Raw genomic sequence first — 21688 nt, 5'->3', positions numbered from 1 at the left:
TTATTCACCCATGACCTTGCGAAAAATATTTTTTACTCTACTTTTCTTTTTCTTTTTCTATGGCCTCAAATTCTTTTAACAACTCTACCTGTCTCTTGGTTAAATCAGTTGGCGTTTTTACAATGACTTCTACCAACAAGTCACCTCGATAGGCACTGTTTAAGGCGGGCAAGCCCATTCCTCTTATCTTCAGCACCTTACCAGACTGGGTTCCCTTGGGAATTTGCAACTCTATGGGGTCATCTAAAGTTGGGACTTCTATTTTACAACCCAACGCAGCTTGCACAAAACTGATTTCCTGCTGAATAATTAAGTCCTGTCCCTGCCTTCTAAAAACTTCGTCTTCTTCCACATAAATTACCACATAAAGGTCTCCTGGAGGGCCTCCAAATTCTCCAGGTTCGCCTTCTCCTCTAATCCTAAGTCTGGTCCCATTATCCACACCTGCAGGCACGCGCACCTGAATCTTTTTATTTACATGCACAACTCCCTGGCCTTTACAACGCTTACAGGGATTAGCAATAACCTCTCCTCGACCATTACACATGGGACAGGGCATGGATACCCTAAAAAAACCCTGGGAACGATAAACCTGTCCTCTACCTCCACACTGTCTACAGGTCTCCACAGAAGAACCAGGCTCTGCTCCACTGCCAGAACATCTATCACACCTATCCCGTTTGGGGATTTTGATTTCTACTTCTGTACCCTTGGCTGCTTCTCGAAAAGAAATCTTTAAATTATAACGCAAGTCAGCCCCAGGCCTTGCCCGAGAACCGCTTCCACCGCCAAATCCAAAAAACTCAGCAAAAATATCACTAAAGGTGCTAAAAATATCCTCTGCACTGCTAAACCCCTCAAAACCAGAGCCGTTTACTCCAGCATGCCCAAAGCGGTCATACTGGGCTCTCTTTTCAGGGTCTCGCAAAACCTCATAGGCTTCAGCAGCTTCCTTAAACTTGGCTTCAGCTTCAGGGTCGTCAGGGTTGCGATCTGGATGATATTTAAAAGCAAGTTTGCGATAGGCTCGTTTTATTTCTTCCTCTGTAGCATCTCTGGATACACCCAAAATTTCGTAATAATCTCTTTTACTCATAGCCAAAACTAGTTATCCTGATTTCCTTCTTCAGCAACCAAAACCTTTCCCGCAGCAATCTCTCTCAATGCTGTAACCACTTCTTTATTCTTACTTTCTACCAGAGGCTTATAACCTTCTTTATATTGCTTTATTCTCTTGATAGCCATATGAATAAGCAAAAAACGATTATTCACCTTTTTTAAACAATCATCTACAGTAATTCTAGCCATTTAAAACCTCTCCCTGTTAATTTTCTTTTAATTTAGAAGTTAAATTTTTCACCAAATCGGTCTGCACCAAATAATATCTATCTTCAGCAATTTTTACCCAAAACTTATCTTTATCTTTGGTGGAAAAGAATTCTACATCTACTAAGTCTTTGTTCATCTTGTTTTTAAGGGTAAGACTTAAAACAACAGATAAATCAGATGGAAGTTTACCAGTAATGTCTAAATATTCTAAATCCTGCAGTTCCCAAAGATAAAGACTGGCTCCACTAAATTCTTCTCCAGAACCAACCACCTTCCACACCTTTTCCCTGTCCTTATAAACAATATCCAAACTTTTTTCTGGAGAAGCAAGCTCTATTCTCTTCACGTCTTCTTGGACAAAATTCAAAAAGTGCCTATCCTTCAACAAAAAAGGTTTTTTATTTATCCCATTTAAGCCTGCCTGGTCAAGTAAATAATACCAGGGATTTTTATCTAATTTTAATAGATAGTTAGAATCCTCATAGGAATAGATTTGCAAAGAAAGAGAAGTTAAATTTTTTAATTCCAGGGTATAGGTATAAAGAGGTGGGCTCAAATTTTTTGGGTCCACATAAAGTAAGTCCTGGGCTTTTAGGGTAGCTAAATTAAAGAATAAACTAGTGGCTTCAGAGGAATTAACCTTTTCTTTTTTATACTCTTCAGGGTAAAGAAATTGAAAATCTTCCTTTTCTCCTTTTTCAAAACTAGATAGGGCTGACCCTTTTTTCTATTTGAACTTTTTTGAGGTCTTCATCAGCAAAGGAAAAAATAGCTAACTGATAAAAATCCTTAGGGTTCTTTTTCAATTCTTGCTCATAATCAAAGGGCAAAAGAAGCAAGGTATTGGGCAAAATATTACTCAGGGCATAGACTCCATCCTGGCTGGGATTTTCTCCTCCCAGGATAAGTTGGATTTGTTTTTCTTCAGCTTCAATTACCAAACTATTGTCCTTGTTTAAGCCAAATTGAGACCATTTATCGCTATTTATTTTATCCAAAACCCGCTTGGGTTTATTTTGGCTAATAAATCTAAGTAAACTCTCTACTTCCTCTTTATTGGCTGGAAAATCCTGCTCTTTTACCCTAACTTTCCACTTTCCAGTCTGATTAAGTAAAGAAAAATCTTTAAAAATAATACGGTTAATATTTAAAGAAACCAGATTAGGCCACTGAATCTGTTCTTCTTTAGAGCTATCTACGTGAGGCCATAAGTAAATCCCCAACCACAAGCCAAGAGCTATGCCTGATAACCACAAGATGCGTTTCATAACTCCTCCCTAAGAGCGTCTTCTTAGAGCAACCAATCCTGCCAAAAGCAAACACAATAGTGGTAAAACCAGCAAGGGCACCACAGTAATAGTTAACTTTTCCCCTTGACTTAAAAACAAAAAGGAATTGGCTACCTTAGGCTTAGACAAAGAAAGGAGCTTTTCTCTGGAACGTAACCAGCTTAACCCTTTGCTTAAAAGTTCTTTATTTCCTCCCAACTCCACATATTTATCAGTAAGCCAATCATCATCTCCAAAAACAAGGATGCGAGTTTCTTTTTTTCTATCCTTTTTATCCTTTTCCTCAAACCACACTGCCAGGTTTAAAGGACCTCGTACATCCTGCCCCTCATCAAACTGAGCTTCACCTTTTTTAAGGCGCTTTAAATCTGTTTCCAGCCAGGCGCCTTCACTGCTTTTAATCAAAGGAGAGGCCTTGCCCTTGCCTGCCTTTATTTCCAAAGCTAAAGCAGTGGGAAATACAGTCATAAAATTAAAATCCTCAGTAATGGGATGATAGGGATAATCCTGCCCCACTGCAGCCATAAAACTTCCTAAAACCAGCTTACCTACCGGGTCTAAAACAAATCCCTGTTTAAGTTGTACTCCCAGCTCACTTTCCAGCCAACCCCAGAGATTGTTTTTCTCTTCAGCCATAAGGGCTACCAGCAGTCTACCACCCTGATCCAGATACTCCTTAAGTATGGAAAGTTCTGATTCCAGAAAATCCTTTTTTGCTCCTACAATAAGCAAAGTTAAGGCATCTTCCGGTACCTTACCAGCCTTTACCAAACTTATTTCCTCTACCTTAAGTCCCTGCTCATTTAAAATCTTTTTAAGCTTGCTTAAACTTCTATCACCTCCAGCAAACAAGCTGGCTTCTCCATGTCCACTTACTATATATATCTTACCCTTTTCTTCACTACTTAATCGCATTAAAGCATTGCTTAGCTTTTCTTCATCGGGTAAAAATAACTTCTCCTTTTTATTTTTAAACTTTACAATTACCTCTCCAGATTGATGTATTTCATATTCTTTGGCCAGTCCAGGTGCTCTATCCGGGTCTATAAATTCATAATTAAAAAGTTTATTTTCTTTAGCATATAAACGCAAAAGATCTTCTAGTTGTTTTTTACCTCTCTCTCCTGGTCGATAAAAACAAAGTACATCCACCTTTTCTTTTATACTTTTTAGCAAATCTTGACTGGACTTACTTAAGGAATAGCGTTTATTTTTGGTTAAATCCATTTGCCAATCTATTTTTTTTACTAAAACATTGATACCTACCAATATAAAAAGTCCAAGCAAAACAGTTAATAGTAATTGACCTTTATTTTTCATCTTCATCTTAAGCTCTCCACCTCTGGTTTTCTATGCTTAGAAAAGTTAATCCCAGAAAGGCCACAATAAAAGAAAAAAAGTAAATCAAATCCACTCCAGTAAGAACTCCTTTGGCAAAGGACTCAAAATGGGAAAGCAAAGAAAGGCCTTCTATCCAGCTTTGATAGGTTTTAGGCAATACATCCTTAATCCAGGCCAAAAGCCATAAAATAAGTAAAGCTCCAAAACTCAAGGATGCAGCCACGATTTGATTCTCAGTTAAAGAAGATAAAAATAAGCCCAAAGCTACAAAGCTACAACTAAGTAAAAACAAGCCCAAATAACCACTCAAAGTACTTAAAACCTCTGGCTCAGAATAAATAAATAACAACAAAGGTCCACAAGCACTTAAAACTAGGGCCAGCAATAAAAACACTGCCACACTAAAGAACTTGGCCACAACCACTTCCCATTCCTTTACTGGATAACTTAAAAGCAACTCAAATGTACCTAACTTTTTCTCTTCACTAAAAGAACGCATGGTAATTAAAGGAATAAAGAAAAGTAAAATAATGCCTGAGTTTTGGAGATAAGGACGAATAATCCATTCCTGGGGAGTAAAATTTTCTATGCCTGAAAGTTGCATAGCCTGTAAACTAAAAAGCTGGTACTGACTGACCAAACTAACAAAAAAATAGCCACTTAAAAAAAGAAAAGAACTTAAAATAATATAAGCCAGTGGAGAACGAAACAAAATAATTAAATCCTTTTTCGCCAAAGTTAGTGCTCTCATTTCTGCTCTCCCTTATAAACAAGATTAACAAATATTTCTTCCAAGCTGGAACGTTTGGGCCTAAATTCTAAGACCTTACCTCCATAACTGGCCACCAAGTCAGCCACTACAAACCTTATATCTTCTTTATTTTGGGCCTTAAACTCCAAATGAACTTCCTTTTCTGTTCTATCTTCTGCAGTTATTCTTACGACCTTTTCTAAATCTGCCCTTAGTTCACTTTTATAAGAAGAACTCTCCAGACTTAAAAAGTACCTTTCTGTACCTTCTTTAATCAGGTCTTCTAAGCTAGCTTCAGTTAAAATCCTTCCCTGGTTAATGATAATGACCCGTTTGCAAATAAGTTCTACTTCAGACAAAATATGCGTACTTAATAAAATGGTCTTTTCTTTTCCCAGTTCTCGAATCAACTCTCTAATTTCTCTTACCTGGGTAGGGTCTAAACCTACTGTAGGTTCATCCAGGATAATCAACTTGGGATTTCCTATTAAAGCCTGGGCCAATCCTACTCGCTGGCGATAGCCTTTACTCAAGTGACGAATAAGTTTTTTCTCCACCTCTTTTAAGCCACAGCGTTCCATAACCCTATCCACTTCTTTTTGAGGCTCAGCCGCCTGTTTTAGCTCTGCTACCCATTTCAAGTACTCTCTAACGCGTAGCTCCAGATAAAGAGGATTGGTCTCTGGCAGATAACCCAGGTTTTCCCGTAAAAAAAGGGGAGACTTACTTACTTCTTTGCCCAGAAAACGTACACTTCCTGAAGAGGGAGTTAGATAACCTGTTAAAATCCGCATGGTGCTGGATTTACCAGCTCCATTAGGGCCTAAAAATCCCAAAATTTCTCCCTGTTCCAGTTTAAAATTTAAATCAAAAAGGACCTGGTATTTGTTGTAGAAAAGATTGACATTTCTCACTTCCAGCATGCATCTGCTCCTTGGAAAGTTGGAATTGGGGTTAAGAGGAACTGAAAATAAATATGATTAAAAAACAACTATAAATTCAGATTCTTACTTGTCAAGAAGATTACTTGACGGATAGATAACTCTTTTTTAGTTGTAACCTTTTAAGTAAGTACTATGAGCCGATTACGCAAACTTCACTATTCCCAAAAAAGGGTCCTGGGACTGTGTGGAAAGCTTATGCAAAGCCAGAAAATGCTTTTTCCCGGGGCCAAAATAGGTATAGCCCTGTCTGGTGGTGTAGATTCCTGGACCCTGGTTCAAACCCTTATCTTGCGCCAAAAAATCGTTCCCTTTTCCTTTGACCTGATGATTTTACATTTAAACCCTGGCTTTAATTCCAGGAGCCACGAGCCCCTTTTACAGTGGTTAAAAACCAATCCAGTCCCTGCCCATGTAGAAATAGGAGACTTTGGCCTGCAAGCTCATTCAGATAAAAACCAAAAAAAATCCCCCTGTTTTTTGTGTGCCTGGCAGAGAAGAAAGCGTTTATTTGAGCTCTGTGCTCAATATAATCTTACTCATCTGGCCTTTGGACATACTCTGGATGACTTAACCACCAATTTTTTCATGAACCTGATTCAAAATGGAAGAGTAGATGGACTTTCTCCCAAAGAACCCTTTTTTCAGGGAAAGTTAATAGTTATAAGACCCCTTTTAGCTGTGGACAAAAAAACCATTGTTGAAGCAGCTAAACGCTGGTCTCTTCCTGTATGGAAAAATGACTGTCCTTCAGCCAACAACACCAAACGGACTTATTACCAGGATTTAATCGCCCAAATTGCCCCTAATTCTAGACTTTACAAAAATATTGTCCAGGGTATAAGGCGGTGGCAAGTTGACTTTTAATAACTACTTGTCTATAAACTAAAAAATAAGGTCAAAGCCATGTTTAAATCCAAATATGAAATTCTAATTTTTAAAAGCTCTCAAGGTTTAAGTAAAAAAATCTGCATAAGTAAAAGAAGTGCTTTCTTTTTAAGTTTTCTTATTATTGCTGCCCTAAGCCTTAATGTCTATTTTGCCTATCGCTCCCTTAATTACTTTTACCTCCAAAAACGCTATGCTCAAACAGTGGCCAAACTGGAAAAACAAAATGTCCAGTTGCTTAATCTGGCTCAAAAAATAAAAAAATTAGAAGCAGATGTAATTCGCATGAGCGAACTGGATAGAAAACTAAGAGTAATGATGAATGTGGAAAATGACGGCAACATGATGCAAGCCATAGGAGGAACTCCAGAAAGTTCTTTTACCTTTGACCATATACCTGCCTATAGACAGGAAGCCCTGGCTCGTAAAATGCACAACTTCTTGGAGCAACTATCCACTCAAAGCAAACTGGAAAGCATTCGGCAAAAAGAACTTTTAGAATTGGTGCAGGATAAACAACAAATTTTGGCCAGCACTCCTTCTATCTGGCCCACTCAGGGCTGGATTTCTTCAGAATTTGGCTATCGTATTTCTCCTTTTACCGGGCAAAGAGAGTTCCACAAAGGTTTAGATATATCTGGACCAGAAGGTACGCCGATTATTGCTCCTGCTGAAGGTGTAGCCATTTTTACAGGTAAAAATGGTGCCTATGGATTGTCCTTAGTACTGGATCACGGCAATGGCATCACCACCCGTTATGCCCACTTATTAAAGATAGTTATAAAAAATGGAGAAAAGGTTAAACGAGGAGAGATTATAGCCTATATGGGTAATACTGGCCGTTCCACTGGTCCTCATCTTCACTACGAAGTACGCCTAAACGGAGTACCTGTAAATCCCTTGCGTTATATTTTAAATTAAAACCACTGGTCCACATTTTGCTAATTCCTAAATGTGGACCTTTTCAACTTTAATTCTCAAATTTTTTTCAGTTTCTTACTTACCCTTTTTAGGGTAAGTATTATCATCTTTTTTCTACCCTTTTTTGGTGCAGGGACCATTCCCGCTAGGGTCAAAGCCTTAATTGCCCTTATCTTAAGTTTTTTCCTCTGGCCCTACCTTAAATTCCCAGGCACTTACTTTCCTGCACATCCCTTTGATATTTTTCTAATTTTATTAGGTGAGAGCATTTTAGGACTCACCCTGGGGCTGGCTGTGCGTTTCCTATTTGCTGCCATTCAAACAGGAGGACAACTTATTGGCTTTCAAATGGGTTTTGCCATGATCAATGTGGTGGATCCAGTTACTGGCGTATCTGAAGCTGTAACTGCCCATTTCCTCTATATGGTTTCTATCCTCACCTTTTTAAGTTTAAATGGGCATCTTATGTTACTTAAAGGGCTTGCTGACAGTTTCAAACTGGTTCCTCCTGGAAGTATTTTTTTAGCACCTGAGTTAGTAGACAACATTCTCATCTTTTCCAGTCAAATTTTTGTCCTTGCCATCAAAATTGCGGCGCCGGTAATGGCTGCCCTTTTCCTGGTAGATCTGGCCCTGGCCCTTATTTCCAGAGCAGCTCCTCAAATGAACGTACTTTTTGTAGGCTTTCCCTTGAAAATCGCTGTTGGCTTTATCTTTTTAGCTTTTATCTTTGAATTTATGGTTCTCTACATGCAGGGATTTTTAAGTGATTTAGGTAAATATTTTTTCTACATTCTAAAGGGAATCTAAAATGCCTCAAAAAGATCCTTCTCGTACGGAAAAAGCAACCCCGAAACGCAGAAAAAAAGCCAGAGATGAAGGTAATGTCCCGCGCAGTACAGAATTGGGCAAAGCGGTATCCATTTTGGCTGGGGTGCTCATCTTAAGATTTTTAATTGAATTTCTAGATAAGAATATACGAGAAACCTACCTTTATTTTTTAAGGCAAAGTTTTTCTTTAGAATTAACCAGGGAAAACGTATATCACATCTTCCTATATTCCTCCAAACAAATTGGCCTTATGGTCTTACCCATAATGTTTTTTGTTTTTCTCATCTCTTTACTTGTAACCAGAGCCCAGGTGGGTTCACTCTGGACCACCAAGCCCCTTACTCCTAAATTTAAAAATTTTAATATTATTCAAGGATTAAAGAAAATTTTTGTCAACATCCAAACCTTAATCAATTTAACTAAAAGTGTTTTACAGGCCTTTTTTGTAGGTCTTGCTCCCTATCTGGTTTTAAAAAGCGAATTAACAGAAAATATTTTGCCTCTTTTTTACGCTTCAGTATCTGATATTGCTGCTTATATTTTAAACACAGGCTTTAAGGTCACTGGGTATGCCCTGGTCCCCATGCTCCTTATTGGAGTGGCTGACCTCATTTACACCCGCTGGGATTATGAGGAAAATCTAAAAATGACCAAGGAAGAAGTAAAAGATGAACGCAAACAGGCTGAAGGTGACCCACAGATAAAAAGCAAACAAAAACGAAAAATGCTTAAGGTCATGCAACAGCGCATGCTACAGGAAGTACCCAAAGCAGACGTGGTTATTACCAACCCCACCCATATTGCTGTGGCTTTGGCCTACAATCCCCTTAAAGCCCCTGCTCCCATTGTCCTGGCCAAAGGAGCAAACAAGGTGGCAGAAAAAATCAAGGAAGTGGCCCGTAAACATAATGTGCCCATCAAAGAAAATAAGCCTTTGGCATGGGCTTTGTATAAAAGTGTAGAAATTGGGGAGATGATCCCTGAAGAACTTTACCGAGCTGTAGCAGCTGTCTTGGCCCAGCTCTATAAATATCGCAAAAGGAAATAAAGCCTTAAGTCAAAAAAATGGCAATAAAAACACCTACCCTCAACATAGACTATTCTCGCTTTTCCAGACAAGGAGACTTCTTACTAGCTGCTGGAGTAGTAATAATTCTCTTTGTCATGCTTATTCCCCTGCCCACTATTTTTTTAGATGTAATGCTGGCCTTTAATATCTCCTTTTCCCTGGTGGTATTAGTTACCACCATGTTTATGAAAACTCCTCTGGAATTTTCCATTTTCCCTTCTCTACTTTTAATAACCACCCTCATGCGACTGGCCTTAAATGTTGCTTCTACCAGACTAATTTTACTTAATGGCGACCAGGGAACTGTGGCTGCAGGCAAGGTCATCCAGACCTTTGGCAACTTTGTAGTAGGTGGAAATTACGTTATTGGCATAGTTATTTTTCTCATCCTCTTTGCCTTAAATAAAATGGTTATTACCACAGGTACAACCCGTATTGCCGAGGTTGCTGCCAGATTCACCTTAGATGCCATGCCTGGTAAACAAATGGCCATTGAAGCTGACTTAAATGCAGGCATTATTGACGAAGAAGAAGCCAGACAACAAAGGGAAGCCATTCGGAAAGAGGCTGACTTTTACGGTGCCATGGATGGTGCAGGCAAGTTTGTCTCTGGAGATGTAAAAGCAGGAATGCTCATTACCCTTATCAACATCATAGGTGGTTTTTTTATTGGAGTTCTGCAAAAGGGAATGAACTGGATGGAAGCTGCCCAAACCTATACCCTTTTAACCATTGGAGATGGGTTGGTCTCCACGATTCCTTCTCTTATTATCTCCACTTCTGCAGGTATTATTGTCAGTAGAGCAGCAGCTGAAGCCCAGTTAGGTGAAGAATTCTTAGGCCAGCTCACCATGCATCCCAGGGCCTTAAAGCTGGTCAGTGGCATCTTGCTTCTCTTTGGTTTAGTTCCAGGCATGCCCACTTTTGCTTTTCTCCTTTTAGCTTCTGTTTTGTTTATGCTTTCCACCATAGCCAACAAGCAAAAGGCCCTTTTAGAAAGTCAAAGTAAAAAGAAAAGTAAAAGCCAGGCAACCTCTCTGGACACTCCAGAAGAGGTATCTGCTCTTTTACCTCTGGATACCTTGGCTTTAGAGGTAGGATATGGACTCATTCCTCTGGTAGATGAAGAGCAAAACGGGAACTTACTTACCCGCATCAGGGCCTTAAGGCGTCAATTTGCTCTGGATATGGGAGTGGTTATTCCTTCCATGCATCTAAAAGACAATTTAGAGTTAAAGCCAGGTGAATATAGAGTGCTCTTAAAAGGCAATGAAATTGGGCGAGGAGAAATCTTAATTGACCACTACTTGGCCATTGACCCTGGAGATATAAAACACCGCATTAAAGGCATAGAAACAGTGGAGCCTGCCTTTCAAATGCCAGCCCTATGGATACCCAAAAACAGAAAAGAAGAAGCACTCTTGGCTGGCTATACCGTAGTTGACCCTGCTACAGTTATAACCACTCATCTAACTCAACTTTTTAAGAGACATTTACATGAGTTCCTGGGACGCCAGGAAGTGCAAAACCTTCTGGATACCCTGGCTCAACGCGCTCCCAAAGCTGTGGAAGATTTGATACCCAATATCCTGTCCCTGGGTGTGGTGCAAAAAGTCCTGCAAAACCTGGTCAAAGAAGGCGTCTCCATAAGAGACATGCTGACCATAGTGGAAACCCTGGCTGACTATGGTCAACAAACCAAAGACCCGGTTCAGCTTACAGAATATGTGCGCCAACATATGGCCAGAAACATTGTCAGCCCCTACTTGGCCAAAGACAATACTCTACCCATTATCCTTCTGGATCAGGAAATAGAATCCCTGTTTCAAGAAAATATCAAACAAACCGATACTGGGGCCTTTTTAACCATGGACCCCCACCTGGCTCATCAAATTATTCAAAAGATTATCAAGACCCTGGAAAAGGCCATAGTTAAAGATGGTCAACCAGTGCTTTTGGTCTCTCCTCCTCTAAGACCCCATCTGGCACAAATTTGTGTGCGTTTTATTCCCAACTTGCCGGTAATTTCCCAGGCAGAAATTCCACCAGAAATTCAACTGGAAACCATAGCTCAAGTGAGATTGGACCATGCAAGTTAAAACCTTTCAAGGCAAAAATCTTTCCCAAATTATGGCCCAAATCAAAAAAGAAATGGGGCCGGAAGCAGTTATTTTAAGTAGTGAATGTATTGGACAAAATGGCTCCTCTCGTTATGAAGTGGTGGCTGCCCTAGAGACTCCTGCAGCCAGGACAGCCAGTAAAACTCCTGACTTAGACCTGCTTCAACAATTTTACTCAGAGTGGGAAAGCTTCAGGGACTCCTTACTTACGGTCTTAAAACCAGAAGAACAGTTAAAAGTTCCCTCCAAGTATCTACAAGCCTTAAACTACTTAGAAAAACAAGGCGTGAAAAAAAACATTCTTCTCCAATTAAGCCTGCAACTGAACCAGGGACATTCTCTTTTAACTCTCTTAAAAAACCACTTAAAGGTAAAACCCTGGCCAGAACACTTTCTGGATAAAAAATATCATCTCTTTTTAGGCCCCCCAGGCAGTGGCCAAACCTCTTCTTTACTTAAAAGCGTGCTGGCTTTAAAAAGAAAAAATAAAAAAATACTCCTTGCCTATCCACCTAACAGCTCTCTGGAAGGAAAACTACTTTTAGAACACTACGCCCAGTTAATTGACCTGGATTTTCAACCCTGTAGTTTAGAAGAACTGCCTTCTTCTAAACACGAGTCCTATGATTTTATCTTTTTAGACTTACCCCATAACTCTCTTGACTTAAAGAATTTTTTTGAAAAAATAAAAACTTTAGCCCACTTACATCTGGTGTTAAGCCCTGTCTATCAGGAAAATTATCTACGCTCTTTTTTGAATCAAGTAGGCAGTAAGCATATCTCCAGTATTATCTGGACAAGAGTAGATGAAGCCTGTAACTTGGGTAGCATGTTAAATTTTAGCTTTGACTACCCCATTCCCATCTCTCTGGTCAGTTATGGGGCTCATCTAAAAAACAGTTTTTTTAAAGCAGATGCAGGGAAAATTTTACGCTACTTATTCAAAAGGGAATTTTAAGGAAGGTAAAAAATGAGTTTTTCTCCTTTAGTCATATCTGTTACTTCAGGTAAAGGTGGAGTAGGCAAGACCAACATTTCTGTAAATCTGGCCTGTGCTCTGGCTGAACTAAACCAAAGAGTGCTTCTCCTGGATGGAGACCTGGGCTTAGGCAACGTAGATGTGCTTTTGGGACTAAATCCTCCCTTTAACCTGGCCCATCTTTTAAGTGGAGAAAAAGAAATAGAAGAAATAATTTATCCCACAGAGTTTGGCTTTTCCATTCTGCCTGCAGCCTCAGGGGTACCAGAAATCACCAAACTAAGCCAGGGACAAAAACTAGAACTTTTAGAAGCCTTTGACCCTTTAGAAAAAAAGTGGACTATCTTATTGTGGACACTGGAGCAGGACTTCACGACCATGTTATTTATTTTAACCTGGCAGTTGAAAAAAGAATCATTATTTTAACTCCAGAACCCACTTCTTTAACTGATGCCTATGCCTTAATTAAGGTGCTAAAAAATCATCACCAGGTAAATAGCTTTGAAGTAATTGTAAATATGGCCAAAAGTGAAAAAGATGGTAAAGAAGCCTTTAAAAAATTATACCTGGCCTGCGAAAAATTCTTAGGAAGTATTTCTCTAAATCTTTTGGGCATAATTCCTTTGGAAGCAAAGATAAAAAAACATGTACAAAATCAGGAGCCTTTTTATTTAAATAAAACCTTAAATAGCAGTCGGCAGTTAAAAAACATAGCTACTGCTATCTACAATTGGCCTAAAAAAAGAGTAATTGATGGAAACATTAAATTCTTCTGGAAAAAACTCCTCTTTCAGGAAGGCTAATCCCTGGCAAACCAGTGTAGCTCCACGAAAGTTTTCTCAACTCTCTTTAAGAGAGCAAGAATCTTTAGTCAAAAAATATGCTCCAAAAGTAAAAATAATAGCCCTGCGTCTTAAGAGCAAACTTCCCCATCATGTGGAATTAGAAGAATTGATCAGTGCTGGTACTCTAGGTTTATTAGAGGCCTTAAAAAATTTTGACCCTCATCAAGAAATTCTTTTTGAGACTTATGCAGAAAACCGTATTCGAGGAGCTATGCTAGATGAGTTAAGGAAAATGGACTGGCTTTCCCGCAATATGCGCTCTAAAATAAAAAAAATAGAACATATTCTACAAAATCAAAACAATCTCAATCTAAATTCAGAGGAAGCCAGAAAAAAAATAGAAGAAGAAACAGGCTTTAAACCAGATGAAATAGAACAACTGCTTGTAGCCTTGCAAAATCAGATTTTAATTAGCTTAGATGCTATTCAGCAAAACTTAAGCACCCCAGAGGAACTTACCTATCAACCTCAAGAAAAAGTCATTAACCAGGACCTGGTTGACAAAATTGCCAAACTCATCAAAGAATTGACTAAAAAAGAGCAACTGGTCCTTTCCCTCTACTATGTAGAAGAGTTGACTATGAAAGAAGTTGCCAATATTTTAGAAATCACAGAAGGAAGAGTTTCCCAATTGCACGCTCAGGCTTTACAAAAGCTAAAGAAAAAATTTAAAGAACGATTTGAACAACCTTGAGGAGGAAAACATGGCTGTTAACAAAAATATGCGGATTTTAATCGTAGATGACTTTTCTACCATGCGCAGAATCATAAAAAACATTCTTCGACAACTGGGCTTCAACAATATAGTAGAGGCAGATGACGGCACTACTGCCTGGGATATCCTTAATAAAGACAAAATTGATTTTGTTATTAGTGACTGGAATATGCCTAAAATGACTGGAATTGAGCTTTTAAGAAAGGTACGCGCCAGTGAAGAATTTGCTGATCTTCCCTTTTTAATGGTCACAGCAGAAGCTCAGCAGGAAAATATTATTGAAGCAGTTCAGGCCAAGGTTTCCAACTATATCGTAAAACCCTTTACCGCTGAAACCTTACAACAAAAAATAGATAAAATTTTTGAAAATAGATAAATATGCCTGATAACTTAGATGAAGAAATCTTAGAAAAAAAACAAGATTCGCCAGAAGAAAAAGTAGAGCTGGACCTAGATGAATTAGAAGACATAGACAGTAGTACTGAAACCCAAGGAGAGAAAGTAGAGTTAGATTTAGATGACGCTCCTTTTTTACAAGAAGAGAAAGAAGAGGAGAAAACAGAGGAAAAAAAACCTGAAAAAGAAGATAAGCCAGTTGAAGATGTAGAGCAGGCAGAAGAAAAGGCAAAGCCTTTTTGGAAAAATAAATGGTTTTTGATAGGAGGAATCCTTTTAATTTTAGGCATAGGAGGAGGAAGTTACTTCTTATTAAGTAAAGAAAAAGCAACACCTCCCCCGCCTCCGCCTAAAAAAGTAGAAAAAAAGAAGAAGCAAAGCCCAAAGCTCCGCCACCACCAGAAGAACAACTGGTAGAACTGGATGGTTTTATTGTAGAACTGACAGATAACCAAAAGAACCCTCATTTTCTGGAAATAAAACTCAGTTTTGCTTCCACTGATGGCAGATTGGTGTGGGAAGCCAAAAGGAAAAAAATAATCCTGAGAGATGCTATTTACTATTATTTAAACAATAAAGAACTTAGCTTTCTCCAGAATCCTAAAAACCTGGAAAAAGTAAAAAAAGATATTTTAAATGTAGTTAATCAATATTTAAACAACGGACAACTCCAAAAGGTTTTAATAGAAAAGTACATAGTGAGTTAAAGATGGTTACCCCTATTGATTTGCCTGTTCTATTTTCTCAGCTTCCCCATTTACAACACCTGCAACATCAGGCTCAAAATGGGCCCCAGGGCAGTCAAAACATCCTGGCTGATGTAGTTGTACAAAAACAAGAAGAAGCCAAAAATAAAATTTTTCAAACTGAAAAGGCTAAGGCCCAAAGCAAGGTATCTCCAGACAAGGAAAAAGACTCTGCCCATACTCCCAACTTTACCTCTTCCCAGAAAGAAAAAAAATCCAAGCTGCCTGAACTTAAAGACAAAGGACAGATCATAAATCTCCAGGTCTAGTTTATGAACAAATGGGAATTTATCTTGCTTATACTTTCCTTTCTGGAAGTAATTCTTTTAATTCTGGTCATATTTTTCTTTTTACGCCTTAAAAAATCAGAAAAATTTCTCAAAGAACTCCAGCAAAAACAGGAAGATTTTATTCAAAAGCTCTCCTTTAGCAGCCAGTTAGAAAAAGAACTGGTGGAAAGCTTTGCCTTACGCCAGGAAGAATTACTAAAGTTAGAGGAAAAGCTCTCTGCCCGCAGCGAGGAATTAAGAAGGTTGATTTTACAGGCAGAAAAGTTTACCAATTCTCCTCTTTTCTTAAGGCAAGTAATTATCATGGGCCATAAAGCTGGTGAAAGTATCGAAAGTTTAGCCAAAAATTTTGGTTTAACTCAAGAGGAGGTAGAATTAATCCTTGAACACCAAAAATAATGTCTATTTAAGCATAATCATCCCCATCAAAGATGAAGAAGATAATATCCCTATTTTAGCCAACGAAGTAAATGCAGCCCTCAAAGACTTTAGTCAGCCCTGGGAGTGCATCTGGATAAATGATGGCTCCACAGACAGAAGCAGGGAAAAGTTAATCCAGCTTACCCAGGAAAAGGCCAATCATTGGTTTGTGGATTTAGACCAAAATTATGGCCAATCTGCAGCCATGTACACTGGTTTTAAGGTAGCGCAGGGGCAAATTCTGGTTACTCTGGATGGAGATGGCCAAAATGACCCCAAAGATATACCTCGTTTGGTAAGTTTTCTGGAAGAGCACCAGGCCCATGTGGTAAATGGCTATAGAGCAAAACGACAGGATAGTATTTTACGAAAAATCGCCTCAAAAATAGCCAATGGCTTTCGCAACTTCATTACCAAAGACAAAATTAGAGATGTGGGGTGTTCCCTAAGGGCCATGCGCAAGGAATGTGTGCAGAACATTTTTTTGTTTAAGGGAATGCACCGTTTTCTCCCCACTTTAATTCGCTTACAAGGTTTTGAAAAAATTGTAGAAATACCTGTAAATCATCGTCCTCGCACCAAAGGACAAACCAAGTACACTATTAACAATCGTCTCTGGGTAGGTCTTTTTGACAGTTTTGGAGTTCTTTGGATGCGTAAAAGAAGGGTATTACCTCAAATAAAGGAAATAAAAAAATAATGGCTGAAAAGATTTGGTTAATTATTGGTTTTTTAGCCCAGGCTATGTTTTCTGCTCGTTTTATAGTTCAATGGATTGCCAGCGAGCGAGCTAAAAAAAGTATTATCCCGGTTTATTTCTGGTATTTTAGCCTTATAGGTGGCATTATGCTTCTGGCCTATTCTCTTTACCGCAAAGACCCGGTCTTTATTCTGGGGCAGGCTACAGGAGTGATTATCTACAGCCGCAATCTTTATCTTATCTATAAAGAGAAAAAAGGATATGCCTCTGCAAAAGAAGAGAGTGGCCAGGTTTAAGGAAAAACACCAGCCAGGCGAGGTAGTAAAGGGAAGAATAATTAGATATTATACTAAAGAAAAGGCCTTACTGGAAGTTGAAGGGTTAAAGTTAATAGCCAAGGTATTTACCTTTTATCCTGAAGGCACACTTATCGACCTGGTCATCCTATCCCTATCTCCCCAAATCCTTTTAAAAGAATTAAAACCTGGAAGAATAGAAAAAATTATTTAATTTTCCCATGAAGGACTCTCTGCCCACTAAATCTCCCTGGTTAGCACCTCTGGCAGGCTTTTCTGACCTGCCCTTTCGCCTGGTTTGTAGAGATATGGGGTGTAGTTTTGCCTTTACTGAAATGGTCAGTGCTACCGGGCTTATTTATAATACACCTGGCACCTATAAACTCCTGGCAACCAATCTAAAAGACACTCCTTTAGCTGTACAAATCTTTGGGGCAAAGCCCAAAAACATACTGCTGGCCACTAAAAAACTGCTAGAAATGGGTTTTACCTATTTTGACTTAAATTGTGGCTGCTCTGTAAAAAAAGTAACTAAAACCGGAGCAGGTGCAAGTTTACTCAAAGAACCCAAGCAAATTGTAGAATTAGTCAAAGTCATGGGCGAAGTAGTCCCCTTTTCCCGCTTAGGCGTAAAAACCCGTCTGGGTTATGAGCTAAATCAAGATGTCTATCTCTTGCTGGCTGAAGATTTAGCCAAACTAAATATAGGCTGGTTTACCCTGCATCCCCGCTATGCCAGACAAAAATTTTCCGGCCAGGCTGACTGGCAAAAATTAAAAATTTTAAAACAAACTATTCCAGAACTCACAGTAATTGGCAGTGGGGACCTCTTTACAGCCCAAGATGGACTGCGCTGTCTGGAAGAAACAGGTATTGATAATATCATGTTTGCCAGAGGAGCCCTGCGTAATCCCTATATTTTTACTGAATTTAAACTCTTAAAACAAAAAAAATCCCCTGGAGAAAAGAACAAAATTATCGCCCTTCTTTTAAGAAAGTTTGTCCACTATTACCAAACCCTTAAACCCGGGCTTTCTGCTTTAAAAATGCGAACCATCCTTCCCAAAATGGTCAAAGAGCTGCCTGCAGCTAAAAAAATTCGCCATAAATTAACTCAAATTTCCTCCTGGGAAGAAATAGAAGAAATAGCTTTTTTACTAGAACAAGGAGCCTACCATGACTAGAGAAATCCTTTTGGCCTCCAAAACTGGTTTTTGTCTGGGAGTAGATCTGGCCCTAAAAAAACTGGACCTGGCTCTAACCCAAAGTAAAAAGCTGGCTACTTTAGGGCCCATTATCCACAATCCTCAGGTACTGGATAAGTATGCTCAAAAAGGAGTAAAAATTATCTCTTCTCCCCAGGAGATAACCGATGAAGATACTGTGCTCATTAGAGCACATGGCTTACCTGCCTACTTAGAGGCAGAATTAAAAAACAAAAACATTAATATTGTGGATGCTACCTGCCCCAAGGTCAAAAAGGCTCAAATCCTTATTGCCAAAAACACCCAGACCAACCCCCTGCTCTTGTATGGAGAAAAAAACACCCTGAAGTAAAGGGACTAATTAGCTATGCCCAAAATGAAGTTTTGCTTTTTGAAAGTCTAGAAGAACTGAAAAGCTTAACCCTAAACACCAGCCTCACTTATACGCTGGCCTCCCAGACTACTCAAGATCAGCATGAATTTGAGGAAATCCAGTCCTATCTCAAAAACAAAAAAATCCAGTTTAAAACCTTAAATACCATCTGCAATGCCACGGAAGAAAGGCAACAAGAAGCCTTAAAAATCGCTAAAGAAGTGGAATTAATGATTGTGATAGGTGGAAAAATGAGTGGCAATACCCGCAGATTGGCCAAGCTGGTAAGTCAGGTGACCTCTCACATCCACATTGAAACCAAAGAGGAACTTCTAGAACAGGAAATAAAAAAGTATAAAAAAATTGGCATTACTGCAGGGGCTTCCACGCCTAAAGAAATAATTGAAGAAGTTATTGCCAAACTAAAAAGTATTAGCTAATTATCTGGTCTCTAAAATAAAATAGAGCCTAAAAATATGTTACAAGAAATAAATGCCTTTCTAACTTATCCTTTGCTCCAATTTAAAGATGGAGAAATTACCACCTTAAGCCTCTTAAAAGCCATTCTGCTTTTGGGCTTAGGGCTCTGGCTAATTCGTTTTAGCAGAAAAAAAATTTTGAATTGGCTTTTAGGTCATACCAAAATTTCTCCTGCCCTGGCCAATTCCATAACCACTCTTACCTATTATGTTTTACTGATTTTATTAATCTTGAGCACCATTTCAACCATTGGCATTGATATAAGCCAGTTAAACATTTTAATTGGAGCTTTGGGTGTTGGTGTAGGTTTTGGCTTACAAACCATTGCCAATAATTTTATTAGTGGCATAATTTTATTAGGTGAGCGTGCCATAAAAATTGGGGACCTGGTAGAACTAGAAGATAAGACCATAGGAGAAGTTAAAAAGATAAACATCCGCTCCACTGTAATTAGAACCTATGAAGGACAGGAAATTATTGTGCCCAATTCAGAATTTATTTCCAAAAGGGTCAACACCTGGACCCATAGTGATGACTGGCGCAGAGTCCACATACCCTTTGGGGTATCCTATAAAGAAGACCCGGAAAAAATAGCCAAAATAGCTGAAGAAGTGGGCAAAACCTGCCCTTTAACCGCTGAAGATGAAGACCACCCTGTACGAGTCAGATTTGAAAGTTTTGGCGATAATAGTCTAAACTTTACTCTAGTAATCTGGACCAGGGCAGAAAAGATTAGAAAAGCCCATTCAGGAATAGTTAGTGATTATTATTTTGCTCTATTTAAAAAATTCAAGGAGCACGGAGTGGAAATACCTTTTCCCCAAAGGGATTTACACCTGCGCTCTGTCTCTCCAGAAGTTATAGAAAAATTCAAACAAGCCCTAAAAGAAGAAAGTTAATCCCTTTTTAGCTTTTAATTTTACTCTGTACTCTTCAAAAATCCCCTCTTTTTTACAATTGCCCTTTATTTAAGAAAAGGATATACTTGGTAAATTCAAATTTTAAGGAGGATAAAATGATTCCTAAAGATTTACTCTATACCAAAACCCATGAATGGATAAAAATAGAAGGCGATACAGGCATCATAGGCATTACCCACTTTGCCCAGGAACAATTAGGAGATATCACCTTTGTAGAGCTTCCAGAAGTGGGAGCAAGCTTAACTCAAGGGGAAGAAATGGGCAGCATTGAATCTGTTAAGGCTGCCAGTGAACTTTACGCTCCAGTAGATGGCGAGGTACTGGAAGTAAATACTGCCTTAGAAGACGCTCCAGAAAAGATAAATGAAGACCCCTATGGTGAAGGCTGGCTGTGTAAAGTAAAAATCACTGGTGGAAAGGAAAACCTTTTGGATGCTGATGCTTATGCCCAGCTAGTAGCTGAAGAAGAACACTAAAAAACAAAGAAGGTAAAGAAAATGCCTTATATCCCTTATACTGAAGAACAGGTAAAAGAGATGCTGGCTACTATTGGGGCCAACAGTATTGAAGAACTTTTTGCTGATATTCCTCAAGAACTAAGGCCCAAAAGCTTTAATCTGCCAGCTGGAAAATCTGAACAGGAAGTAATCAACCACCTGGAAAACCTGGCTCAAAAAAATAACACTCACCTGACCACCTTTTTGGGAGCTGGCTTTTACGACCACTACATCCCGGCAGCTATAAAAGCCATCACCAGCCGCTCAGAATTTTATACTGCCTATACACCTTATCAGGCAGAAGCTTCCCAGGGCACTCTCCAGGCTATCTTTGAATATCAAACAGCCATGGCCAGGCTTATGGACATGGATTTTGCCAATGCCTCCCTATATGACGGAGGCACTGCCCTTTATGAAGCCATGATGATGGCCTTACGCCTGACCAAACGCCAAAAAATTGTTATTTCTGAAGGGGTAAATCCCATTTATCGCCAGATGCTAAAATGCTATACTCTCAACCTAAACTTAGAACTCATTACCGTACCTCAACAGCAGGGAAAAACCGACCTAAAGGCCCTGGCTGAAGCTCTGGATGAAGATACAGCCTGTGTCATTGTTCAAAACCCCAATTTCTTTGGGCAGATAAATGACTTCACTGAACTTTTTAATCTGGCCAGAGAAAAGAAAGTCCTGAACATCATCTCTGTATATGCGCTTATGCAAAGTGTGTTAAAAACTCCAGGAGAAATGGGAGCAGACATAGCAGTTGCTGAAGGGCAATCCCTGGGCTTACCCCTTTCCTTTGGAGGTCCTTATCTGGGCATTATGACCACCAGAAAGGAACACATTCGGCAGATGCCAGGAAGGGTGGTGGGAAAAACCACAGATACAGAAGGAAATCCTGGTTTTGTACTCACCCTGCAAGCCAGAGAACAACACATCCGCAGAGAAAAGGCGACTTCCAATATTTGTTCCAACCAGGCCCTTTGTGCCTTTCAGTCCCTGCTTTATGTCTCTTTGCTTGGACCTGAAGGCCTGAAAAGAACAGCAGAAGTATCCATTGAAAATGCCCATTATGCCGCCCAGAAACTCACTTCCATTCCAGGGGTAAGCTTACTGAACGACGCTCCCTTTGCCAATGAGTTTACCCTGCAATTACCAGTTCCTGCCTATGATTTAATAAACCATCTAACAGAAAAAGGTTTTGTGCCTGGCTTTCCTGTAGGCAGGTATTATCCTGGTTTGGAAAAGTGTTTGCTGGTGGCCTGTACAGAAAAACACACCAGAGAAGAAATTGGCATTTTAAAGGAAATGATGGCCAGCTATCTGGAAAATCTCTTCTAAAA

The 21688-nt window shown here is 39.2% G+C and carries 25 protein-coding genes and 3 pseudogenes; 21 read left to right on the top strand and 7 right to left on the bottom strand.

The window, feature by feature from the left end:
* From dnaJ to ACZ42F_RS01240, 7 genes and pseudogenes are all read right to left on the bottom strand, one after another.
* Window positions 1–1096: pseudogene (dnaJ, locus tag ACZ42F_RS01270) on the bottom strand (molecular chaperone DnaJ).
* Window positions 1097–1104: 8 nt separating this feature from the next.
* Window positions 1105–1308 (bottom strand): DNA-directed RNA polymerase subunit omega, encoded by a 204-nt coding sequence (rpoZ, locus tag ACZ42F_RS01265; RefSeq protein WP_029968427.1) that lies wholly within the window; start codon window positions 1306–1308, stop codon window positions 1105–1107.
* A gap of 16 nt (window positions 1309–1324) precedes the next feature.
* Window positions 1325–1900 carry a hypothetical protein gene (locus ACZ42F_RS01260; protein WP_464279452.1) on the bottom strand — a complete coding sequence of 192 codons (576 nt, stop codon included), beginning with the start codon at window positions 1898–1900 and terminating at the stop codon, window positions 1325–1327.
* Between the two features lie 133 nt (window positions 1901–2033).
* Entirely contained in the window at window positions 2034–2597 is a 564-nt protein-coding gene (locus tag ACZ42F_RS01255) for a DUF4340 domain-containing protein (protein ID WP_464279451.1), read from the bottom strand.
* 9 nt (window positions 2598–2606) lie between these two features.
* A complete protein-coding gene (locus ACZ42F_RS01250) occupies window positions 2607–3944 on the bottom strand; it encodes a GldG family protein (RefSeq protein WP_464279450.1) in 1338 nt (445 codons plus the stop codon).
* A 1-nt stretch (window position 3945) separates the two neighbouring features.
* Window positions 3946–4710, bottom strand: coding sequence for an ABC transporter permease subunit (locus ACZ42F_RS01245; RefSeq protein WP_464279449.1), 765 nt, complete (start codon window positions 4708–4710; stop codon window positions 3946–3948).
* Window positions 4707–5633 carry an ABC transporter ATP-binding protein gene (locus ACZ42F_RS01240; RefSeq protein WP_464279448.1) on the bottom strand — a complete coding sequence of 309 codons (927 nt, stop codon included), beginning with the start codon at window positions 5631–5633 and terminating at the stop codon, window positions 4707–4709. Before ACZ42F_RS01240 ends, ACZ42F_RS01245 begins: the two co-directional genes overlap by 4 nt.
* A gap of 153 nt (window positions 5634–5786) precedes the next feature.
* Here ACZ42F_RS01240 and ACZ42F_RS01235 point away from each other — a divergent pair, with 153 nt between their 5' ends.
* From ACZ42F_RS01235 to gcvPA, 21 genes and pseudogenes are all read left to right on the top strand, one after another.
* On the top strand, window positions 5787–6518 hold the full coding sequence (locus ACZ42F_RS01235; protein WP_464279447.1) for a tRNA lysidine(34) synthetase: 732 nt from the start codon (window positions 5787–5789) through the stop codon (window positions 6516–6518).
* Window positions 6519–6557: 39 nt separating this feature from the next.
* A complete protein-coding gene (locus ACZ42F_RS01230; RefSeq protein WP_464279446.1) occupies window positions 6558–7460 on the top strand; it encodes a M23 family metallopeptidase in 903 nt (300 codons plus the stop codon).
* A gap of 33 nt (window positions 7461–7493) precedes the next feature.
* A complete protein-coding gene (gene fliR, locus ACZ42F_RS01225; protein WP_464279445.1) occupies window positions 7494–8270 on the top strand; it encodes a flagellar biosynthetic protein FliR in 777 nt (258 codons plus the stop codon).
* 1 nt (window position 8271) lies between these two features.
* Window positions 8272–9339, top strand: coding sequence for a flagellar biosynthesis protein FlhB (gene flhB / locus ACZ42F_RS01220; protein WP_464279444.1), 1068 nt, complete (start codon window positions 8272–8274; stop codon window positions 9337–9339).
* A gap of 17 nt (window positions 9340–9356) precedes the next feature.
* Window positions 9357–11459, top strand: a complete 2103-nt coding sequence (flhA, locus tag ACZ42F_RS01215; protein ID WP_464279443.1) for a flagellar biosynthesis protein FlhA — start codon at window positions 9357–9359, stop codon at window positions 11457–11459.
* A gap of 31 nt (window positions 11460–11490) precedes the next feature.
* Complete coding sequence (locus ACZ42F_RS01210; protein WP_464279442.1) at window positions 11491–12438, top strand: flagellar biosynthesis protein FlhF; 948 nt, start codon at window positions 11491–11493, stop codon at window positions 12436–12438.
* A 12-nt stretch (window positions 12439–12450) separates the two neighbouring features.
* A pseudogene (locus tag ACZ42F_RS01205) lies at window positions 12451–13262 on the top strand (MinD/ParA family protein).
* Complete coding sequence (locus tag ACZ42F_RS01200) at window positions 13213–13998, top strand: FliA/WhiG family RNA polymerase sigma factor (RefSeq protein WP_464279441.1); 786 nt, start codon at window positions 13213–13215, stop codon at window positions 13996–13998. The pseudogene ACZ42F_RS01205 and the gene ACZ42F_RS01200 overlap by 50 nt, the downstream one beginning before the upstream one ends.
* Window positions 13999–14008: 10 nt before the next feature.
* Window positions 14009–14395 (top strand): chemotaxis response regulator CheY, encoded by a 387-nt coding sequence (locus tag ACZ42F_RS01195; protein ID WP_464279440.1) that lies wholly within the window; start codon window positions 14009–14011, stop codon window positions 14393–14395.
* A 2-nt stretch (window positions 14396–14397) separates the two neighbouring features.
* Window positions 14398–14832, top strand: a complete 435-nt coding sequence (locus ACZ42F_RS01190) for a hypothetical protein (RefSeq protein WP_464279439.1) — start codon at window positions 14398–14400, stop codon at window positions 14830–14832.
* Complete coding sequence (locus ACZ42F_RS01185; RefSeq protein WP_464280279.1) at window positions 14826–15122, top strand: flagellar basal body-associated FliL family protein; 297 nt, start codon at window positions 14826–14828, stop codon at window positions 15120–15122. Before ACZ42F_RS01190 ends, ACZ42F_RS01185 begins: the two co-directional genes overlap by 7 nt.
* Before the next feature lie 2 nt (window positions 15123–15124).
* Window positions 15125–15430: a hypothetical protein gene (locus ACZ42F_RS01180; RefSeq protein WP_464279438.1), complete on the top strand. Its 306-nt coding sequence runs from the start codon at window positions 15125–15127 to the stop codon at window positions 15428–15430.
* Window positions 15431–15433: 3 nt separating this feature from the next.
* Window positions 15434–15850, top strand: coding sequence for a hypothetical protein (locus ACZ42F_RS01175; RefSeq protein ID WP_029968382.1), 417 nt, complete (start codon window positions 15434–15436; stop codon window positions 15848–15850).
* Window positions 15834–16571 carry a glycosyltransferase family 2 protein gene (locus ACZ42F_RS01170; protein WP_464279437.1) on the top strand — a complete coding sequence of 246 codons (738 nt, stop codon included), beginning with the start codon at window positions 15834–15836 and terminating at the stop codon, window positions 16569–16571. Before ACZ42F_RS01175 ends, ACZ42F_RS01170 begins: the two co-directional genes overlap by 17 nt.
* Window positions 16571–16867 (top strand): lipid-A-disaccharide synthase N-terminal domain-containing protein, encoded by a 297-nt coding sequence (locus ACZ42F_RS01165; protein WP_464279436.1) that lies wholly within the window; start codon window positions 16571–16573, stop codon window positions 16865–16867. Before ACZ42F_RS01170 ends, ACZ42F_RS01165 begins: the two co-directional genes overlap by 1 nt.
* A complete protein-coding gene (locus ACZ42F_RS01160) occupies window positions 16854–17081 on the top strand; it encodes a hypothetical protein (RefSeq protein ID WP_464279435.1) in 228 nt (75 codons plus the stop codon). Before ACZ42F_RS01165 ends, ACZ42F_RS01160 begins: the two co-directional genes overlap by 14 nt.
* Before the next feature lie 7 nt (window positions 17082–17088).
* Window positions 17089–18051, top strand: a complete 963-nt coding sequence (locus tag ACZ42F_RS01155) for a tRNA dihydrouridine synthase (RefSeq protein ID WP_464279434.1) — start codon at window positions 17089–17091, stop codon at window positions 18049–18051.
* Window positions 18044–18885: pseudogene (gene ispH, locus ACZ42F_RS01150) on the top strand (4-hydroxy-3-methylbut-2-enyl diphosphate reductase). Before ACZ42F_RS01155 ends, ispH begins: the two are co-directional and overlap by 8 nt.
* 36 nt (window positions 18886–18921) lie before the next feature.
* Complete coding sequence (locus tag ACZ42F_RS01145) at window positions 18922–19824, top strand: mechanosensitive ion channel family protein (protein WP_464279433.1); 903 nt, start codon at window positions 18922–18924, stop codon at window positions 19822–19824.
* A gap of 116 nt (window positions 19825–19940) precedes the next feature.
* Window positions 19941–20321, top strand: a complete 381-nt coding sequence (gcvH, locus tag ACZ42F_RS01140; RefSeq protein ID WP_464279432.1) for a glycine cleavage system protein GcvH — start codon at window positions 19941–19943, stop codon at window positions 20319–20321.
* Window positions 20322–20342: 21 nt separating this feature from the next.
* Window positions 20343–21686, top strand: coding sequence for an aminomethyl-transferring glycine dehydrogenase subunit GcvPA (gene gcvPA / locus ACZ42F_RS01135; RefSeq protein ID WP_464279431.1), 1344 nt, complete (start codon window positions 20343–20345; stop codon window positions 21684–21686).
* Window positions 21687–21688: the final 2 nt, after the last annotated feature.

The organism is Desulfonauticus autotrophicus (assembly GCF_055381725.1).
This window is presented reverse-complemented; position numbering and strand designations above follow the sequence as displayed.

Excerpts from the sequence above, each read along its gene's own strand:
- rpoZ (WP_029968427.1), bottom strand. The coding sequence starts at position 1,308 with ATGGCTAGAATTACTGTAGATGATTGTTTAAAAAAGGTGAATAATCGT.
- ACZ42F_RS01255 (WP_464279451.1), bottom strand. The coding sequence starts at position 2,597 with ATGAAACGCATCTTGTGGTTATCAGGCATAGCTCTTGGCTTGTGGTTG.
- ACZ42F_RS01250 (WP_464279450.1), bottom strand. The coding sequence starts at position 3,944 with ATGAAGATGAAAAATAAAGGTCAATTACTATTAACTGTTTTGCTTGGA.
- ACZ42F_RS01245 (WP_464279449.1), bottom strand. The coding sequence starts at position 4,710 with ATGAGAGCACTAACTTTGGCGAAAAAGGATTTAATTATTTTGTTTCGT.
- ACZ42F_RS01240 (WP_464279448.1), bottom strand. The coding sequence starts at position 5,633 with ATGCTGGAAGTGAGAAATGTCAATCTTTTCTACAACAAATACCAGGTC.
- ACZ42F_RS01235 (WP_464279447.1), top strand. The coding sequence starts at position 5,787 with ATGAGCCGATTACGCAAACTTCACTATTCCCAAAAAAGGGTCCTGGGA.
- ACZ42F_RS01230 (WP_464279446.1), top strand. The coding sequence starts at position 6,558 with ATGTTTAAATCCAAATATGAAATTCTAATTTTTAAAAGCTCTCAAGGT.
- flhB (WP_464279444.1), top strand. The coding sequence starts at position 8,272 with ATGCCTCAAAAAGATCCTTCTCGTACGGAAAAAGCAACCCCGAAACGC.
- flhA (WP_464279443.1), top strand. The coding sequence starts at position 9,357 with ATGGCAATAAAAACACCTACCCTCAACATAGACTATTCTCGCTTTTCC.
- ACZ42F_RS01210 (WP_464279442.1), top strand. The coding sequence starts at position 11,491 with ATGGCCCAAATCAAAAAAGAAATGGGGCCGGAAGCAGTTATTTTAAGT.
- ACZ42F_RS01200 (WP_464279441.1), top strand. The coding sequence starts at position 13,213 with ATGGAAACATTAAATTCTTCTGGAAAAAACTCCTCTTTCAGGAAGGCT.
- ACZ42F_RS01195 (WP_464279440.1), top strand. The coding sequence starts at position 14,009 with ATGGCTGTTAACAAAAATATGCGGATTTTAATCGTAGATGACTTTTCT.
- ACZ42F_RS01190 (WP_464279439.1), top strand. The coding sequence starts at position 14,398 with ATGCCTGATAACTTAGATGAAGAAATCTTAGAAAAAAAACAAGATTCG.
- ACZ42F_RS01180 (WP_464279438.1), top strand. The coding sequence starts at position 15,125 with ATGGTTACCCCTATTGATTTGCCTGTTCTATTTTCTCAGCTTCCCCAT.
- ACZ42F_RS01175 (WP_029968382.1), top strand. The coding sequence starts at position 15,434 with ATGAACAAATGGGAATTTATCTTGCTTATACTTTCCTTTCTGGAAGTA.
- ACZ42F_RS01165 (WP_464279436.1), top strand. The coding sequence starts at position 16,571 with ATGGCTGAAAAGATTTGGTTAATTATTGGTTTTTTAGCCCAGGCTATG.
- ACZ42F_RS01155 (WP_464279434.1), top strand. The coding sequence starts at position 17,089 with ATGAAGGACTCTCTGCCCACTAAATCTCCCTGGTTAGCACCTCTGGCA.
- ACZ42F_RS01145 (WP_464279433.1), top strand. The coding sequence starts at position 18,922 with ATGTTACAAGAAATAAATGCCTTTCTAACTTATCCTTTGCTCCAATTT.
- gcvH (WP_464279432.1), top strand. The coding sequence starts at position 19,941 with ATGATTCCTAAAGATTTACTCTATACCAAAACCCATGAATGGATAAAA.
- gcvPA (WP_464279431.1), top strand. The coding sequence starts at position 20,343 with ATGCCTTATATCCCTTATACTGAAGAACAGGTAAAAGAGATGCTGGCT.